Origin of the sequence: Paraliomyxa miuraensis (assembly GCF_026337845.1) — a bacterium.
Taxonomy (GTDB): domain Bacteria; phylum Myxococcota_A; class Polyangia; order Nannocystales; family Nannocystaceae; genus Paraliomyxa; species Paraliomyxa miuraensis.
In genome coordinates, this window is the sequence record NZ_JAOVZF010000155.1 from 42315 (window position 1) to 59455 (window position 17141).

Here is a 17141-nt window from a genome sequence, read left to right on the forward strand (position 1 = left end):
GATTCCGAACACTGTGCGCAACTGGCTCGATTTCGACCTTACCTCCCGAAATCGCTTGGGAAAACCTGTGAGTAATTACAGGGTCGAAGTCGCACATTCTGCTACCATCCCCGACGCCTTCGGCTATACCTGCGTCCGGGGTCTTCCGGGTATGTCCGATCGCTTCGTCGAGCAGCCGCTGTTCGTCGCGCGACACAAGCTGGTGTCGCTGGGACGCTACGCGCTGCGTCGCAAGGTGGGGGCGGGCATCTCGGGCACCGTGTGGGCGGCCTACGATCCGGAGCTCGATCGAGAGGTGGCCGTCACGCTGATGCGCACCAAGAGCGAGGCACGCGAGGCGCTGGCCGAGCATGCGGCGGCGTGGGCCCAGCTCGATCACCCCAACGTCGCGAAGATCCTCGACGTCGGCTTGTTCCTCGATCCACGCGACGAGGCGGGCCGCCGCATGGGGGTGTTCCTCGCCCGTGACTTCGTGGCAGGGCTGGACTTGCAGAGCTGGATCGATCGCCGGCCGACCACACGAGACGAAGCGGAGACCAAGCAGATCCTCGCCATGTTCTGTGCGGTGGGCCGCGGGCTGGCGGCGGCTCACACCGCGGGCCTCGTGCACGGCGACTGCTGCCCCGCGTCGATGATCGTGGGACGCGACGGCGTGGTGCGCCTGGTCGACTTCGCGGGGGCGGGAGCCCGGCCGATGAACCCCTCCGATCGCGATCCGATGCCGCGCTACCCCGCCCCCGAGACGCGGCGGGGCGCCAAGCCCGATGAGTACGCCGATCAGTTCGGGTTCTGCTCGGCGCTGTGGAATGCACTCCGCCGAGATCCCGACGCGGAGCTCGAGCCACGTCTCGCGCTGGCGATCCAGCGCGGCATGGCCGAGCGGCCCGAGGATCGCTGGCCCAGCATGGATGACCTGCTCCAGGAGCTGCAGCGCCGGCCGTCGCTTTGGATCCGTACGACCTCGGCGTTGCGTGCCGTGCCCAAGCGCCGAACGCCGCATCGTGGGTTCGGGAGTCATTGAGCCGCACGGCCGCATGAGGCCGTCGAACGCTCACCGGGGCGGGGCGATCAGCACGGCGAAGTCCTCTCGGCCCTGCAGCGGCTCGAGCTCGTCGTCTGCGCCGATGTCCTCGCGCCAGCGCGGCTGCAGCTCGAGGGCGACCGAGACGTCCCGCACTGCGTCGTCGAGCTGGCCGCGTCGCGCCCGAAGGCATGCCCGGTGGTAGTAGGCTCGCGCGATGGCGTGGCGGCTCGACGCGGTGCGCAGCAGCTCGGCGATCCCGGCCTCGGCCTCGTCGAGGTGACCGAGCTTCATCGACACCACGCACAGGTTGTCGAGGGCTCCCACTGCGCCGCGGGTCGGTGTGATCGAGTGCGAGCGGATGAAGGATGCTCGCGCGTCCTCGAGGCGGCCGAGCCCGAAGAGGGCGAAGCCCAGGCGTTCGTGAGTGAGCTTGAGGGCAGCGGCGACCTCCTCGGCCACGTCGTTGGTCACCTCGAGCAGCGCGTCGTCCTTGCCCCACGTACGCAGGGTGTGAGCAGGCAGGGCGGCCAGGCTGGCCTCGAGCGATGCCACGGCTTGCTCGTGACGACCCATCGCGCTCAGGCAGTAGCCACGCTCGCGCAGCAGCGCTGCGTCGAGGGGGCGATGCCTCAGGGCTCGCTCCAGGTAGGGCAGCGCGTGGGCGGCCGAGGCCTCCCGGATCCACTGCTGGGCCACCTGGCGATCGATTTCGAATCGAGCCTCTGGGTCATCGGCGAGGAGCTCCCGTGCATGCTCAAGGGCTTCGGATTGCTCCGCGACCAGGCGCTCGACCACGAGCGCTCCGTCGCGGATCTCGAAGGCATCGACGTAGCCCGTGTATTCGTCCGAGAGGAGGAACCGAGCATCCTCGAGCATCGGCGCGGTGTTCGCGAGATACTCGCGGAATTCGTCGTCGTAGCCCCACTTGCCGCCGCCCTCGATCACCAGGTAGTAGGCCGCACGATCGCGATCGGGGACGTCGTTGCCGAAGACGTTGGGGTTGTTGATGCGAATCGAGGGGAGCTGACGCGCGGTGCTCACGTAGCTGGGCGGTGGAACGGAGCGCAGCCGCTCGGTGAACGCGACCTCGGCCTCTCGTCGCACGGGAATGATGGCTCCCTCGGCGCTGAGGCATGGCGCGAGGCCGACGATCGAGTGCACGTTGCCCATGACGTGGATGATGGGCTTCGTCAGCCCTGCTGCGGCGGGAGGCTCTCGGCCAGGAACGCGTCGGCCAGCGCGGAGAACCGCGCGGGGTCGGTGACCGGAGACGAGCACGCCGTGTCCGTGCACAGGTACACGGCCGGCTTGCCGATGTCCGGGTAGCGCTCGCCGGGGCGGCTGCGCTCGATCACCGCACGCGGCTCGAAGTAACGCAGCGCGGCTCGATGCAGCGCCAGCGTGCGCGGATCCTCGGCCGTGCCCACCACCGTGACGTCCACCGTGGGCATCAGCACCTCCTCGAGCCCGAGCAGCAAGCGCCCCACGATGCGACCTTCCTTGGCGATCGTCTCGGTGCGGCCCACGGCCGCCAGCGCTCGCTCGGCCGCCTCGCGGTAGGGGGTCTGGGTGCGGCCGTCGCCATCGAGGTAGCGATGCAGCTCGATGAGGAAGCTCGCCGCCAGCCCGTTCTCCTCGACCGGCTTGCGCCGCACGGCGAACACCCCCACCGCCGCGGGATCCTCGGTGTGGGCGAAGAACCCCCCGAGCTCGCGGTCGGCGAGCCGCGCCAGCATGAATGCACCCACGGGCTTGGCCGCCTCGAGCCACCGCGGGTCGCCCGACGCTCGGTAGAGGGCCAGCAGCGCCCAGCCCATCGCGGCCTGATCGCGAAGGTAGTAGAGCCCGCTGGGATCGTCGTCGGCTCCGTGCAGGAACGCGCCCTCGTCGGTCCGATGGGTTTGCAGCAGCCGCTCGGCGGCGGTGCTCGCCGCGGCGAGGTCCTCGGGCGCTCCGGTGGCCGCGTAGAGCTCCACCAGCGCGCGAATCATCAGCCCGTTGAGATCCGCGTACACGTTGTCGTCGATGCGCGGCATCCCCAGCGCCCGGCGCTCGCCGTCGGGCAGGGCGTAGTACACCTCTCCGAGCACCGGGGGCTGGCCCTCGCGCCGCAGGTCGGCATCCTGGCTGGTGTAGAACCCTCCGTCGGGGGCCCGCATCATGCCGAGGACGTATCCCGCCACCTTGCGCGCCGGCTCGAGCCAGCGATCGTCCCCGCTGACCCGGGCCATCATCGCGTAGTTCTCGATCGCCCCCGCCTGGATCGCCGCGATCTTCTCGTAGTGCGGGTGGTCCCAGTCACCCTTGAGCGAGTACTGATAGACCCCGCCCCACACCGGATCGATGATGTGTTCCTCGTTGCGCAGGGTCAGCGCCGCTCGCTCGCGGTGCTCGGGCTCGTCGTGCACGCGGGCTCGCCAGAGCGCGTGCTCGAGCGGGGCGGGAAATGGGTACTTCTGTCGCTGCCCCCAGCCGCCCATCGCCTCGTCGTAGAAGCCATCGAGCTGCGCGGCGGCGGTGGCCAGCACCGGTCCCAGTGCGCCGTCGACCGGGCGCGGCGGCTCGACTGGCTGCGTGCGCTGGGCCAGCGTGCCGGCATCGCGGTCGGCAACGAGCTCGCGCAGCAGCTGCTCGAACACGTCGCGGTTTCGATAGCCACGCAGCGCGAGCACCGGCTGGGCATCGGGGGTGAGGAACGCGGTGGCCGGCCAGCCCCATGCGCGGTAGCGCTCGGCGACGTCGGGGCGCGCATCGGAGTCGACACGGATGGTCACGAAGTGCTCGCGAAGCAGCGCGGCGATCTCCGGATCGCCGTACGTCTCCTCCTCCATCACGTGACACCAGTGGCACCAGTTGGCGACCACGTTGACGAGCAGGATCTTGTCCTCGGCCGCGGCCACCGCGAAGCTCGCGGGCTCCCAGCCCACCCACTGCGGCTGCGCGTGGGCGGCGGGCGTGGTCGTCTCGGGTGACGAGGTGGCGGCGTCGCCGTGGCCACAGGCGGAGCCAAGAGCGAGCAGGGCGGCCAGCGCGAGGCGGGTCATCACGGAGGCGTACGAGGGAGCGCCGAGGAGTGGATCGACGCGGGCCCTGCGTGGAGATCACGCGTGATGCGGGTGACCGGCATCGTCCGTGCCGCTCGCTCGCGTGGCCCATGCCACCGGGCCCGGCGATGGGGCGCTCATTGGCCGCAGGTCACGCCGGGAATGAGCCCCAGCACGAACAGCCCGGTCACGAACAATCCGACGGCGAGCCCCATGGGCAAGAAGCCGGTCGATGAGCCCTCGTCGTCGCCCGTTGCCCCTTCGTGGTCATGGTCGTGACCGTGGTGGTGGCCATGATCGTGATGCGAATGCGCATGCAGATGCGCACGCATGTGCGCAGTCGCTTGCGCGGGCACCACCGCTGGCTTGGGCTCCGACAAATCGAATCAAAGTACCACCCCGCGCCTGACCTAGGCAAACACCGTGCCGCGTGGGCGGTGTCACAGCGATTTTACGCGGCCCATTGGCCTCCGAGCACCGTCATCGTCTAAGGTCCCCCCCGGGACCGAAACGCGCACATGCCGACGACGACGACACAGCACGAAGCCGCTCCGCGGCGCGGCTTCATCTCGACCTGGATCCTCGACTTCCACAACCGCACCGTCCTCTTTCGCCTGGGCAACTGGTTGTTCACCACCTACGCGTTCCTGGCCGGAGCTGCGTTCGCGACCGGCTTCGCCGTGTCGCTGTGGTTCGACGCCATGCACGGCATGGACGTGGTGTACATGGCCAAGCTCTACCTCTTCTTGGCGGTGCCGGCCGTGCTCGTGGGTCTGCGGGCCTTCAGCGTGATGCTCGAGTGGCGCGAGCTGTTCCGTCGTCCGCTGGCCACCCTCATCAAGCCCGGCTACATGCTGCACGGCGGCATCGCGGGCGGTACGGTGGGCCTCTTGGCGGTGAGCTACCTGAGCGGGGTGCCGTTCTTGCGGGTGCTCGACGCCCCGGCCTTCGCAATGCCCCTGGGTGAGGCCATCGCCCGGCTGGGCTGCTTCGTGTACGGCTGCTGCTGGGGTCGCCCCACCCGCAGCGCGTTCGGCAGCCGCTTCGGCGTGCGCTACACCAGCAAGGATTCCAAGGTGGTGCGCTGCGCTCCCCACCTCGAGAACGTCAAGATCCACCCGGCGCAGCTCTACGCGCTGGTGGTCTACCTGGGCATGTTCGCGGTGTTCTACGCGCTGCTGCCCTACATGCCGTTCGACGGGGCGCTCACCGGCATCTACCTCATCGCCCACTCGATCATCCGCTACAGCCTGGAGTACTTCCGCCAGGACGACCGCGGCCGGCTGTGGGGCAAGCTCACCCACACCAACCTGTACGCCGCGCTGATGATCCTGGGTGGCGTGGCGGCCTTGGTCTACGGCGGCCTCCACAGCGTGACCAGCAGCGCCGACATGAGCATTCGCTACGTGCACGTGCTGTTCAATGGCTCGATCTTCCCGTGGATCTGCCTCTACGGCCTGGTGTTCGGGTTTGCCTACGGCGTGCACTACAAGAAGGTCGGCTCGTGGATCAGCAGCCCCTCGGGCGGCATGAGCCCCAACGTCGACGAGCTGTCGATGGGCGCTGCCTCCCGCATGGAGGCCAAGGCGCGCGGCGAGGAAATCGAGGACTAGCCGGGCCCGAGGCCGAGCGTGTCTTCGAGACGAGGCCGCGAGGGGACACCTCGCGGCCTTCGTGCATTCGGGAATCGGCCGGGCTCGCCGCGCCCGTACGTCGATCGTCGGCCTTCGGCGCCAGCGCGGCGTGGCGGCGTTGCCGTCGGGTTGCAGGGGGATGGTCACGGTCAACACCGTGGAGGTGCGCCGTGCGAAGATCGTGGTGGTGGGCGCGGGTCCGGCCGGCGGCGCCTGCTCGCTGGTGCTCGCTCGATCCCGGCGGGCCGAGGTGGTGCTCGTCGACAAGTCGAGATACCCGCGGGTGAAGGTGTGCGGCAGCGGCCTGTCTCCGCATGCACTGCGGGTGCTCGAGCAACTCGAGCTGCGAGGCATGCTCGCTCCCGAGCACCTGCACATGGCCGGGATCACGGCGCGCGGGCCTTCGGGCAGGCAGGTGCACCTGCGCGGCGCCAAGGGAGCATGGGTGGTGCCGCGGGTCGTGCTCGATCACGCAATCGTCCGAGCGGCCCGCACGGCGGGGGCCGAGCTGCGCGAGGGCACGAAGGTCACCGCGCTGCTGCGCGACGGGGCAGGGCAGGCCTGTGGGGTCGGGACCTCGCAGGGGGAGATCGAGGCCGACCTGGTGATCTGTGCCAACGGCTCGCCGTCCCGCTTCGAGGTCGACCCGACGCCGCGCCGAGGCATCCGCACGATCATGGGCTGGTGGAGGGGCGTGCGGCTGCCCGCACCCGATGAAGGCGTGATGATCTGGGACGCGAGGCTCGAGGGCTACTACGCGTGGGCATTTCCCGAGCCGCGTGGCGTGGTGAACATCGGCCTGACCATCCCCGACGATGGTGCCCACGCCAAGCGCCTGCGGGTGCTGTTCCGCGAGCTGCTCGACGAGTACTTCGGCGCGGCGCTGACCCACGCCGAGCCCATCGGCAAGTGGATGGGGCATCCGGCCACGGTGACGACCAGGGTCGGGCGAGCCATCGCCGAGCCGCGGGCGGTGTGGTGTGGCGAGGCGGCGCGCCTGGTGTGTCCCGGCACGGTCGAGGGCATCGGCTTCGCCCTGCAAAGCGGCATGCTGGCCGCCCAGCACGTCCTGGGCTTCGACCCCCGTACGGGCCTGTCGGCGATCCGGAGGGCTCGCTACCGCTCGAGCGTGGCCCGGCACATGCTGCCCAGGTTCTGGGCCGGAGAGGCGCTCCACCGGCTGATGCGCTCGGGACGTGCACGCACGCTGGCGGCTGGGGTGTTCGACCCGCAGTGGCTGTCGGAGCACGCGGCCTGGCTCGTGGGCGAGTCACGGGCGCGCTGAGCGTGCTGACTGGGCTCACACTGGCGTCGCCGAGATCACGGGCCCGAACGCGCATCGGGACCGATCGCGGCGGCGCGGGGATCGAGCCGTGGACATGGTCGGTCCGGGGGTGATAGGGCCGCCCGGTACGCCATGGCATCCACCGAGACGAGCATTCCCCAGGGCAAGGTCTTCGTGACGGGCGGCACCGGCCACGTGGGGGCCAACATCGTGCACGCGCTGGTGGCCGAGGGGCAGGACGTGCGCTGCCTGGTACAGCCGGGCGCCTCCGATTTCGGCGCCTTCGATGGGCTGCCGGTCGAGACGGTGGAGGGGGACATCCGCGACTACGACGCCATGCGCAGCGCCACCGCCGGGTGCACGCGGGTGTTCCATGTCGCCGCGAAGGTCAGCACGCTCAGCGCCAGCGCCGGTGAGCAGCGCGAGCTCTACGAGATCAACGTGCTCGGGACCCGCAACGTGCTCCGGGCCAGCCTGGAGAACGGAGTGGCGCGGGCCGTGCTGACCGGCTCGTTCTCGTCGACCGGCTACGATCTCGACGACCCCCAAAAGCCCAGCCATGAGGACCTGCCGTTCTATCCGTTCGGCCACGTGATGCCGTACTCGTACACCAAGGCGCTGGCCGAGCACGAGCTGCTCAAGTGCGTGGTCGATGGGCTCGATGCGGTGATCGTCACGTCGTGCTCGTGCATCGGGGCGTGGGACTACTTTCCCTCGCGCATGGGGCGGACGATGATCGACTACGCCAGCGGGAAGCTGCGGGCGTTCATCCCCGGAGGCTTCGACTTCGTCAACGGGCGAGACATCGCGGCGGGGCACCTGCTGGCCATGGAGAACGGTCGGCGCGGGCACAAGTACATCTGCAGCACCCACTTCCACACGCTCGAGGATCTGGTCGACATGTTCGCCGAGATCACGGGCTTGCCTCCCGTGCGGCTGCAGGTGCCGCCCTCGCTGATGGCAGGGATCACCGGGATCTACGCGGGCTCGCTGGCGAAGGTGTTCCCCAGCCTGCCGCAGCGGCTCACCCCGGGAGCGATCGGGGTGCTGCGGATGCGGCGGCATGCCGACACCAGCAAGGCGCAGCGCGAGCTGGGCTATCGCCCGGGGACGATCCGCGACGCGGTGCGGGATGCGTTCGTGTTCTTCGGCCGCCAGGGCAAGCTGCCGCCGGAGGTGCGCGATCACGTGCTGGAGCACCACGCCGAGGCCGCCAACGCGCCGCTTGGCGAGGGGGCTGGCCAGGGGACGAACGACGCTGCGCAGTGAAGCGGGGGACGGTCCCGCATGGAGGCTGTGGTCGGGGCGACTGGATCAACGTGAGGCGAGCTTGGCTTCGAGCCATTGCTCGACCCACGCGCAGTAGGGGATCGGTGCCCTGTCGCTGCGCATCCTCGCGAGCAGGCCTGCGATTCGGCGGATCGTCCACTTGCGATCCTTGGGAAGCTCGGCGAGCGCAGCCAAGAGCGCCTTCTGGCGTGCCTGCATGGGGCGCCGCCCGTTGAGGTTCAGCGTGTGGTCGATGTCCTCGCGGAGCGCATCGTCGTCTGCGTGCCCCTTGAGGTGACCGGCCATGCTCACCCGCACCAGGTTGATCACGGGGTTCGAGTACGGATGCACGACTCGCAGGGGGCGGTTGCCCTTGCGCTTGTCACAGTGATGCTCGGAGGCGGGCTGCCCTTCGGCGCCGCTGCACGCCAAGGCGAGGTTGTCCCATGCGAAGATGTTGTCGTTGGTCCGCGCCTGGATGTGCTCGATGCGAGGAGCGACGTCGGTGGGGCCGTAGCAATAGCAGCACACACCGTGTTGGTCGCGAGAGAGGTCATCGCGCAGCTTGACCTTTACGGCGACGTCGAGCGCCTCCCAGGAGTCCTCGTGGAGGTTGTTCGTCCGCCAGCGTCGGAGGCTGGTGGGCTCCCTACCCTTGTGAAACCGCATCGTCGTCGATCGCTCCGAGCATGCGGTGGATGGTCGTGAGGCGTACCACCTCGGGATCGTCGCTGCCGAGCTGAGCGGCGAGGGCCTCGAGCTTGGTCGCGGCATCATCGAGTCGGTCCTCGTCGATGGCCTCGTGGATGGCGGCGATGAGCTTCTGGGTCCGGACATTGCGTGAAGGCGTGCCGAACAGGGCCTCGAGAATCTCGTTGACGTCCTGCCCCTCGCGGTGGGCTCCCTCGAGCAGACGGAAGTCCTTGATGGCACGGAGGTGTTGCGGCAGCAGCTCGCTGACGACGATCGGCGAGTGCGTCGTGAGGATCATCTGAGCGCCGGGGAAGACTTCGCGCAGGCGGAGTGGGAACTCGCGTTGCCACTGAGGGTGGAGGTGCTGCTCGAACTCGTCGATGACGAGCAGGCAGGGCTGCACGAGCGGATCGTCGGCTTCCGGATAGTAGATCGCCAGCCGACGGGCGATGTCGGCGATCATGGCGATGAGCGTGCGTTCGCCTTCACTGAGCGAATCGAAGAGCAGGGCTTCTCCATCCTTCTCTATCGTGAGCCTGGGCCGCGAGTCGCCCATCGCACCCCGGCGACGAACGCGAAGGTTGGTATGACCAGGCATCAATCGTTTGACTGCATGTCGAACTGCACGGAGTTGCGGGTCCTCGGATCCCTTTTCGAAGCGTACCTTCTCGTTCTCCGCGTCCTCCGCTTCGCGAATCCAGCTGAAGAGCTCCGAATAGGGATCGGAGCCGCCCTTCATGCGGGCATCCTCTTTGCCCCAAGCCCGAGGGCGAGTCGTTCCCGGCGTTTGGTCCGTGACCGCACGGTTGACCGTGTAGAAGAGGGCCAAGGTCTCCGGTAGGTCCGATGGGTGGTGTAGAGCTGGCCCCGGGATTCTGATCCCATGGTCGATGCCATCCACCTGCATCATGATGGTTGCCTTGTCGGCATTGGTACGGACGTCCTGGGGTTTACTCGTTCGCAACCCGAAGCCGATCGCCAGCACGTCGAGCACGCTCGTCTTTCCGCATCCATTGACCCCCACCAACACCGTCAGGTCGGGCTCGAACGAGAGGTCGAGGCTCTCGAACCCGCGGAAATTGGTCAGCTGCAGCCGCTCCAGAGGCATGGCGCGTGGAGTATACGACGCGGCGGGACCTCGTACGCAATCACCATCAGCCACCACGACCGGCTGGATCGGCCGGCTCCACGTACAGGCTCGTCAGCGGCACGTCATCGAGGCTGAGCACTTGCAGCGGTACCGTGGTGCCCAGTTGCTCCCATAGCGCCACCTCGTCCGTGGTCATGTGCAGCTCGTAGAACATCAGCCCCGAGCGTGCGCGTCGGACCGACGTGGGCTGGAGCTGCCCTGGCCACCGGCCCTCGCGCTCGTACTGCTTGCGCGCCAGCTCGTGCATGTCGTGAAGGTGGATCGGCCCCGGCGTCTGCTCGAGTGTGGGCCATAGCTCGTGCACCGCGTGGCCCCAAAAGCCGCGGTTGAGCCCGAGGTCGGCCGCGCCGCGAGGCCCTCCGGCGAGCGGGGCATACTGCGAGAGGTTGTAGGGGTGACCATCGGCGGTGGCCGCCGCCGCCGGCCCCAGGCACAGCGCCAGCCCCAGCGGCGCGAGCCAGCGACGATGCTGCTTGGGCACCTCGACCGCCTGCCACAGCTCCCTCCACGCCACTGCGGCCGCCAGCGCCAGGAACGGATACGCGGTGATCCAGTGCTTGGTCCCCCCGAAGATCGGCGTGCTGGGCAGACTGATCAGTGCGATCGGAAACAGCCCCAGCATGCCCAGGAGCAGCGGGTCGAGCCGCGACCATCCGCTTGGCAAGGGGGCGGCGAAGCGCGGTGGATCGGCCGATTCGGCGGCCGGCGCTCGCAGCTCGCGGCGCACGCCGAGCCCCAGACCGATCCCGGCCAGTAGCAACAGCGTCGTGGGCACGGTGGCCCAGGTCATGATCACCGCATAGGAGATCGGCATGGGCGGCTGGTTGTAGTTCCGCCCGAGCAGCTCCATGTTGTACCAGGAGTGGTTGCGGTGGAACTCGAGGTACTCGAGCAGCCGGGCCGTGGTGTCGCTCCACATCCATGGCCACAGCGCCCACGCCACCAGCGGCGCGAGCACGGCCATGCTCACCAACGGCAGCGGCACCCACTGTGCCCGGGTGATCGTCCGGCCGTGACGCCAGCGCCCCCACATCAGGCACGCGTAGTAGTGCAGCGCGAGCAGGGGCCCGAGGAACAACGCGTTGTGCTTGACCGCGATCGCGATCCCCAGCAATGGCCCCACCGCGATCCCCCACGCCCGACGGCTCGCGCTCGCACGGTAGGCCAACACCACCCCGAGCGAGGCCACGGCCACGGGGACGTCGAAGGCGTGCAGCCCGGCGTTGAAGGCGACCCGCGGCAGCAGGATGAACCAGCCCGCGGCCAGCAGCCCCGCACCGATTCCACCCCATGCCCAGCCCGCGAAGAACAACAGCGACACGCCGAGGCCCGCGATGATCTGCGCGGGCAAGCGCATGGCTGCGCCCTCGGGCATGCCGCCCGCCGAGGCCGGGGCCTTCGCACGAGGATCGACCGCAGGCGCAGCCAGGGCCCTCGCGGCGAGCCCGGCCAGGGTCTTCATCAGCACCGGATGCTCGTGGTTGATCGCGAAGTGCCGATCGCGAAGCTTGCGATCCGAGAGGCGCCCCGGCTCCTTGGCCACCTCGGCCACCCAGGCGGCGTAGTGACGGCTGGCCTCGAAGTACACCCCCTCGTCGCGGGCGTAGCCCACGTCGCGGTGGCCGCGGGCGAGGAGCACCACCGTGAGTAGACCGAGGGCAACCCCCAGCAACCATGCGGTCGGTGGTCGGCGGCTCACGTGCCCGCCTCCTGCAGCGCCCGCAGCTCCACGCAGGGCGCATGCGCCTGACCGGCCTCGTAGCCCGAGCGCTGCCACGTGCCTCGCACCGCCGCGCTCAGCTCGAGCTCCACGTCGTGAACGCCAGGCTCGGTGTGCACGGCGAACGGCCACCACCCTTGCGAGTCGGTGACCAGCCACTGCGCCACGCGCTGGCCATCCACCACCACCCGCACCCGCACGGGGGCGTCGCTGCGCAGGCGAGCGTTGAAGTCGTGCACGCCCACGTGCCCGCGCAGCACGTTGCCGGTGGTCATCCCGGGATGGCGCAGCCGCACCGTCGCACCGTCGGGCAGCTCGAGCTTCAAGCAGCGTCGTGGGCGGTGGTCGACCTCCACCACGCCCAGCTCCACCCGCCCGTCGGCACACTTCCAGCTGCGACCGCTGCCTCGGCACGCACTTCCGGCCAGCTCCACCCGAAGCTCGGCGGCATCCTCCACGAATCCGCCCAGCCGTGTGCCGGCCTCGGGCAGCTCGTACGTGTAGAGCTCCAGGCTCCCCAGCGACTCGGTGCCCACGAGCGTTGGTGGCGGCAGATCCTCGCGATCGGCCTCCAGCGTCGGCGCCCATCGATCGCCCGTCAGCCCCAGCACGTGGAAGCGCGGTGCTCCTCGAAGGTCGGCCGGCGCCACCGCGTCCCACCGAGCCAGCCGTGATGCGTGGAGTCGAGCCCGCGGCCCCAGCCACGGCGTGCCCAGCCACACCGGTTCGTCGGGGGGCAGCGCCTCCACGGCCGCGGCGGCCGCCTCCCAGTCCTGCGGCTGCAAGGCGGGCCGATACACCACCGTGCTGGCGATCGCCTCCACCAGCGCCACCGCGAGCACGCCGCCCAGCAGCGCTCGCGCCACCCGACGCGAGAGCAGCGCGCTCGACTCGGGGCTCGGGCTCACGACGGACCCCCTTCCACGGTGCTTCCCTCGCCGCCGTGCTCGAGGTCGAGGTCGAGGTCGAAGCCCAGCGCAGGCGGCGACTCTCCGTCGGACTCCACCGTCACGAGCAGATCCACCCGCTGCCCGGACAGCGCCGAGGCATCGAGCTCGAGCATGCGTCGGCCCGGGCGGTGGGGCAGCCGAATCGTGCCCAGCGAGGTGTGTACCCCATCGGCACCGATCGCTTCGATGTGGACCCGATGGTTGCCACGCGCCTTCATCATGGTCGCGTCGTCGTCGAGCGCGATCCAGCCGGTGAGGGCCCCGCCCAGCGTCACGCCCGGGAACACGAGCTCCGCAGTGCCGTTGCGTCGCGGGTCCACCAGCACCGCGGGCCGAATGAGCATGTCGGTCTTGAGCAGCCCGGCCCGCGCGTGGCGGCCGAGCCGAGCGCGACCATCGTTGGCCCATCCGAACGCCTGGCCTCGCTCCGCGGCCGCACCGCTTCGCTCGCGTAGTCCCGCCGCCAGCGCGAGCACCAGCACCAGCCCTCCCAGCAGCCACGGTCGCACCCACCGCGAGATCCGGCTCACCAGCGCATCGAGGCGCTCGGTGGGGATGGTCCACCGACGGGGACGCCACAGCAGCACCCCGCCGAGCGCCAGGGCCGAGAGCGACAGCACCCCTGCCAGCACATCGGATGCTCGGCGCGGGTGATGGCGCAGCACCAGCTCGCCATCACCCACGTCGGCCGCAATCAAGGTGGGCTCGGTGCCGTCGTCGCCGCGCGCCTTGCCGCCGCGCAGGGCACCGCTGCGCCGCTCCTGCGGGGTCACGCCGGGCCCGTCTCCGAGCACCGGGGCCTCCTCCCACGCGATCTCCTGGCCGCCTTGCTCGAGCGTCCAGCGCGGGAAGCCGGCCACCGCGAACGTCACCCGCGTACCCTCGCCCGCTCCCGAGACTCGGACTCGCACCACGCCACCGTCGACGTCCTCCTCGAGCACGGACAGCGCTCCGGGACCCTCGAGCCAGGCGATCGGCTGCTCGGCCCAGCCCTCGCGCTCGAGCACTCGGATCCGCCCGAAGCTCGCCACCTCCACCGCACCGCGCTGGCGTCGGCGATCGGTGGTGATCACGTAGCGCACGCGAAGGCGGTCCAGCAAGTGGTCCGTGCTCGCCTCGGGCTTGTGCACGAAGTTGTCGCCGGGCGTGAACCCTTGCTTGTAGAGCCGCATCCCGGTCAGGGCCGGCGCATCCATGAACCAGTGCAGGTTGCGGCTGGCCACCACGGTGGCGCGGTAGGGAGGAGTGCCGGCCTCCGCGTCGGCCACCGCGCGCTCGCGCATCCACTCGATCAGCGCGGCGTAGTCGTCGTCGAACTCGGGCTGGTCCGGCAGACGCACCCGCTGGATCTGCCCGACCTGGTGCTCGCGCATGGCGGCGCGCTGCTCCACGAACATCCACGCGCACAGCCCCAGCATCACCACCAGCGGGGCCGCGGCCGTGGGCCGTGCCCACCGCCTCGGCAGCCGACGCCACGCCTCCCACGCGCCGCGCGTCAGCAGGGCCAGGCCCGCGCCCGCCGCGAGCAGCAGCCCCGGCTTGGCCGCGATGAGGAAGCGCTGGTACTGCAGGTGGGTGAAGCCCTCGCTCAGCCGATCGAGACGCAGCGCCCACAGCACGTCGCGGCTGGCCAGAAGCCACTGCAGCAGCGCGAGCGCGGCCATGAAACGCGCGGGTCGTGAGCCCAGCACGGCCACGAGCACCAGCCCCACGCTCACCACCATGCCCACCGCGGTGGGCATCACCTGTGTCCACTGTCCCTTGCCGGCCATCGCGGCCATGCGATCGAGCGGCAGCCACATCCACCCGTAGCTGGCCATCCAGGCGCGGTGCTCGAGCATCGGCCACAGCCACCACGCCGCCATCGCCACCCCGAGCACGGCACCCAGCGCGGCCACGGTCGCCGTGCGGGCCAGCGCGGCGCGCGAGCGCAGACCCAGCACCAGCACCAGCAGCGGACCGCCCAGCGCGATCGTCGTCATCGCCATCGGGTGGGCGAGCAACGCGGCCCCCATGGCCAGGGCGCCGGTGGCGAGCCGCGTGCGGCGGACGGTGGAGTCGTCGGTCTCGCACGCCACGCACAGCTCGGCCAGCGAGAGCCACGTGAGCGCGGTGGCCAGCGCCTGCGGCCACACGCCATAGGTGATGGTGTAGATCCATCCGCCCTCGCGATAGGCCCCCACGTCGGCCAGCACCAGCAGCGCCGCCACCAGGCCCGGCAGCGGCCCCAGCCCCAGCGCTCGCCCCACTCGCAGCATCGCCCAGCCCTGGGTGGTGAACACCACGGTGATGCCCAGGGCGTAGGCCTGCGGCCACGACAGCGCCCCCAGCGACAGCGCTCGGATCGCCACGATCAGCAGATCGCCGAGCACCGGATAGAGCTCGCCCACTGGCGTGCCGAAGAACCACGTCGTGTCCCAGCCGCGAAGCTGCCCCGAGGCCAGCTGCTCCGCGTACATCCAGATGCGGGTCAGGTGCACCGTGTGGTCGGCCGACAGCGGCATGCGCCCCAGCGGCATCGGCCACAGCAGCCACAGCGAGAAGCCGGTGACCAGCAGCAGCGGAGCCCAGCGAAGCCAGCGCTGCGCCGCCCGAAGGCGAGCGCCGTCGAGCCGCGGGAGCGGGTCGGACCCACCGTCTTCAGCCATGGTCGGGCCCGCCCTCGGATGCGTCGCCTTCGAACGCGTCCGCGCGCCGCGGCGTGCCCAGCAAGATCGTCCACGGCAGCGGCGTGCGCTGATCCACTAGGCGCAGCTCGGTGCGGGCCAGGGCAGTCAGCGATGAGCGGTCGAAGTGCTGCACGTGACCGGGGGTGTTGCCCCACGCCGAGAGATAGCGGCCCCGGGCCACGTTGAGCACGCGCCACACCGGCTCCCACGGGGTCGAGAGCAGTACGTGCCGCCGCGCCACCCGGGCCAGCTCGCGCAGACCCCGGGCCGGGTCGTGCAGGTGCTCGAGCACCTCGCAGCACACGACCAGGTCGAACGCGTGGTCGGGCCAGGGCAGCTCGTAGATCGAGGCCGGTCGCGCAGCCAGCTCGGGCGGAAGATCAGGACGCAGGCGCTCGAGGTCCACGTCGCAGAGTTCGAAGCGCTCGGGCCTCGGCCCTTGCCGCCACAGGTGGGCGGCCAGCTCGCCCTCGCCGCAGCCCACCTCGAGCACCGAGCGCGGTGCGGCCACGCCGTAGAGCTCGGTCACCGCGTCGAGGAAGCCCCGCATCAAGCGGCGGGCGATCGGATTGCGCGTGCCGTACTTGTCGTAGACGTTGCCGACCACGTTCCCCGCGTCGACGCCATCACCAGTCGAGCGGCTCATGACGGAGCCTCGGTCTCGGGGGCCGCCGACGACGATCGCCAAGCAGCCGCACCCGTGCTCTCCACGCCCTCCACGTGCTCGGTGCCGGCCGCCAGCGCCGCGTCGAGGCGTCGCACTCGGGTCAACAGATCCTCGAGCAGCCGGCGGTTGGTGGCCATGAGATCCCCGAGCAGTGCGATGAGCCCCACCAGGAACGCCAGCACCACCGCCCCCACCCCGACCAGGAGCGATTGCACGTGCCCGCTGTAGCTCGGGTCCTGCACGTAGAAGTAGAAGAAGCGGCCTCCGAGCAACAGGCCCACCAGCAAGAGCACCGCGGCCACGAAGCCGAACGTCTGCACCGGCCAGTACATGTTGTAGGCCCGCACGATCACCGCGCCGTTGCGGCGCAGGTACTCGGGGATCGAGCGAAACAGCCGAGACTTGCGGGTCTGCGGGTTGGTCTCGATCGGCACGTTCTCGAGCACCAGCCCCGCCTGCCCGGCCTGGATGATGGTCTCGAGCGTGTAGCTGAAGCGGTTGTGCACGAACAGCGTGGCCGCGGCCCGACGGCTCAACGCTCGAAAGCCGCTGGTCGAATCGGCCACCTCGGTGCCCGACGCACGTCGCACCACCCGTGAGCCCCAGCGCTGCAGCACCCGCTTGAGCAGCGAGAAGTGCTCGATGGTGTCGGTCCGGCGGTCGCCCACCACGACCTCGGCGCGCCCGGCCAGGATCGGCTCGCACAGCCGTGCGATGTCCTTGCCCGGATATTGGTTGTCGGCGTCGGTGTTGACCACCACGTCGGCCCCGAGGCGCAGGCACGCGTCGATCCCGGCCGCGTAGGCCGCAGAGAGCCCGCGGTTGCGGGGGAAGCGGATGATGTGGTGCACCCCGAGCTCGCGCGCGAGCTCGGCCGTGCCGTCGCTGCTGCCGTCGTCGACGACGAGCACCTCGATCTCGTCGATTCCCGGCACCTGCCGCGGCAGATCGGCGAACGTGGTGCCGAGCTGCTCACGCTCGTCGAGACAGGGGATCTGGATGATCAGCTTCACCCGCAGCCCGCGTTGTACCACGC

At 70.1% G+C, this 17141-nt stretch carries 14 protein-coding genes; 4 read left to right on the plus strand and 10 right to left on the minus strand.

What is annotated here, in order from left to right; all coding sequences use genetic code 11:
* The first annotated feature begins 151 nt into the window (after positions 1-151).
* Positions 152-1021 (plus strand): protein kinase, encoded by an 870-nt coding sequence (locus OEB96_RS23995; RefSeq protein WP_266219039.1) that lies wholly within the window; start codon positions 152-154, stop codon positions 1019-1021.
* 30 nt (positions 1022-1051) lie between these two features.
* Here the strand turns inward: OEB96_RS23995 and OEB96_RS24000 are convergent, their stop codons facing one another.
* The 3 genes from OEB96_RS24000 to OEB96_RS24010 form a co-directional block, all read right to left on the minus strand.
* Entirely contained in the window at positions 1052-2194 is a 1143-nt protein-coding gene (locus tag OEB96_RS24000; RefSeq protein ID WP_266219040.1) for a TPR end-of-group domain-containing protein, read from the minus strand.
* A gap of 20 nt (positions 2195-2214) precedes the next feature.
* Positions 2215-4068: a thioredoxin domain-containing protein gene (locus tag OEB96_RS24005; protein ID WP_266219041.1), complete on the minus strand. Its 1854-nt coding sequence runs from the start codon at positions 4066-4068 to the stop codon at positions 2215-2217.
* Between the two features lie 137 nt (positions 4069-4205).
* Positions 4206-4400 carry a hypothetical protein gene (locus OEB96_RS24010; RefSeq protein WP_266219042.1) on the minus strand — a complete coding sequence of 65 codons (195 nt, stop codon included), beginning with the start codon at positions 4398-4400 and terminating at the stop codon, positions 4206-4208.
* A 186-nt stretch (positions 4401-4586) separates the two neighbouring features.
* Between OEB96_RS24010 and OEB96_RS24015 the strand changes: the two genes are divergently transcribed.
* From OEB96_RS24015 to OEB96_RS24025, 3 genes are all read left to right on the plus strand, one after another.
* A complete protein-coding gene (locus OEB96_RS24015) occupies positions 4587-5681 on the plus strand; it encodes a prolipoprotein diacylglyceryl transferase (RefSeq protein WP_266219043.1) in 1095 nt (364 codons plus the stop codon).
* Positions 5682-5841: 160 nt separating this feature from the next.
* Positions 5842-6987 (plus strand): NAD(P)/FAD-dependent oxidoreductase, encoded by a 1146-nt coding sequence (locus OEB96_RS24020; RefSeq protein WP_266219044.1) that lies wholly within the window; start codon positions 5842-5844, stop codon positions 6985-6987.
* A gap of 132 nt (positions 6988-7119) precedes the next feature.
* Entirely contained in the window at positions 7120-8256 is a 1137-nt protein-coding gene (locus OEB96_RS24025; protein WP_266219045.1) for an NAD-dependent epimerase/dehydratase family protein, read from the plus strand.
* Positions 8257-8301: 45 nt separating this feature from the next.
* On the opposite strand, the gene OEB96_RS24030 is transcribed toward OEB96_RS24025, so the two are convergent.
* Genes OEB96_RS24030 through OEB96_RS24060 form a run of 7 tightly spaced genes read right to left on the minus strand, consistent with a single transcriptional unit; the run spans position 8302 to position 17118 of the window.
* Positions 8302-8925 carry an HNH endonuclease family protein gene (locus OEB96_RS24030; RefSeq protein ID WP_266219046.1) on the minus strand — a complete coding sequence of 208 codons (624 nt, stop codon included), beginning with the start codon at positions 8923-8925 and terminating at the stop codon, positions 8302-8304.
* Positions 8906-10057, minus strand: coding sequence for an AAA family ATPase (locus OEB96_RS24035; RefSeq protein ID WP_266219047.1), 1152 nt, complete (start codon positions 10055-10057; stop codon positions 8906-8908). Before OEB96_RS24035 ends, OEB96_RS24030 begins: the two co-directional genes overlap by 20 nt.
* 46 nt (positions 10058-10103) lie before the next feature.
* Positions 10104-11798: a hypothetical protein gene (locus OEB96_RS24040; RefSeq protein WP_266219048.1), complete on the minus strand. Its 1695-nt coding sequence runs from the start codon at positions 11796-11798 to the stop codon at positions 10104-10106.
* Positions 11795-12727, minus strand: a complete 933-nt coding sequence (locus OEB96_RS24045; RefSeq protein WP_266219049.1) for a hypothetical protein — start codon at positions 12725-12727, stop codon at positions 11795-11797. Before OEB96_RS24045 ends, OEB96_RS24040 begins: the two co-directional genes overlap by 4 nt.
* Positions 12724-15417, minus strand: coding sequence for a hypothetical protein (locus tag OEB96_RS24050; RefSeq protein ID WP_266219050.1), 2694 nt, complete (start codon positions 15415-15417; stop codon positions 12724-12726). The genes OEB96_RS24045 and OEB96_RS24050 overlap by 4 nt, the downstream gene beginning before the upstream one ends.
* Positions 15410-16084 carry a class I SAM-dependent methyltransferase gene (locus OEB96_RS24055; protein WP_266219051.1) on the minus strand — a complete coding sequence of 225 codons (675 nt, stop codon included), beginning with the start codon at positions 16082-16084 and terminating at the stop codon, positions 15410-15412. The genes OEB96_RS24050 and OEB96_RS24055 overlap by 8 nt, the downstream gene beginning before the upstream one ends.
* Positions 16081-17118, minus strand: coding sequence for a glycosyltransferase family 2 protein (locus OEB96_RS24060; protein WP_266219052.1), 1038 nt, complete (start codon positions 17116-17118; stop codon positions 16081-16083). Before OEB96_RS24060 ends, OEB96_RS24055 begins: the two co-directional genes overlap by 4 nt.
* Positions 17119-17141: the final 23 nt, after the last annotated feature.

Coding starts and splice junctions, on each gene's coding strand:
- OEB96_RS23995 (WP_266219039.1), top strand. CDS start 152: ATGTCCGATCGCTTCGTCGAGCAGCCGCTGTTCGTCGCGCGACACAAG.
- OEB96_RS24000 (WP_266219040.1), bottom strand. CDS start 2,194: ATGGGCAACGTGCACTCGATCGTCGGCCTCGCGCCATGCCTCAGCGCC.
- OEB96_RS24005 (WP_266219041.1), bottom strand. CDS start 4,068: ATGACCCGCCTCGCGCTGGCCGCCCTGCTCGCTCTTGGCTCCGCCTGT.
- OEB96_RS24010 (WP_266219042.1), bottom strand. CDS start 4,400: ATGCGTGCGCATCTGCATGCGCATTCGCATCACGATCATGGCCACCAC.
- OEB96_RS24015 (WP_266219043.1), top strand. CDS start 4,587: ATGCCGACGACGACGACACAGCACGAAGCCGCTCCGCGGCGCGGCTTC.
- OEB96_RS24020 (WP_266219044.1), top strand. CDS start 5,842: ATGGTCACGGTCAACACCGTGGAGGTGCGCCGTGCGAAGATCGTGGTG.
- OEB96_RS24025 (WP_266219045.1), top strand. CDS start 7,120: ATGGCATCCACCGAGACGAGCATTCCCCAGGGCAAGGTCTTCGTGACG.
- OEB96_RS24030 (WP_266219046.1), bottom strand. CDS start 8,925: ATGCGGTTTCACAAGGGTAGGGAGCCCACCAGCCTCCGACGCTGGCGG.
- OEB96_RS24035 (WP_266219047.1), bottom strand. CDS start 10,057: ATGCCTCTGGAGCGGCTGCAGCTGACCAATTTCCGCGGGTTCGAGAGC.
- OEB96_RS24050 (WP_266219050.1), bottom strand. CDS start 15,417: ATGGCTGAAGACGGTGGGTCCGACCCGCTCCCGCGGCTCGACGGCGCT.
- OEB96_RS24055 (WP_266219051.1), bottom strand. CDS start 16,084: ATGAGCCGCTCGACTGGTGATGGCGTCGACGCGGGGAACGTGGTCGGC.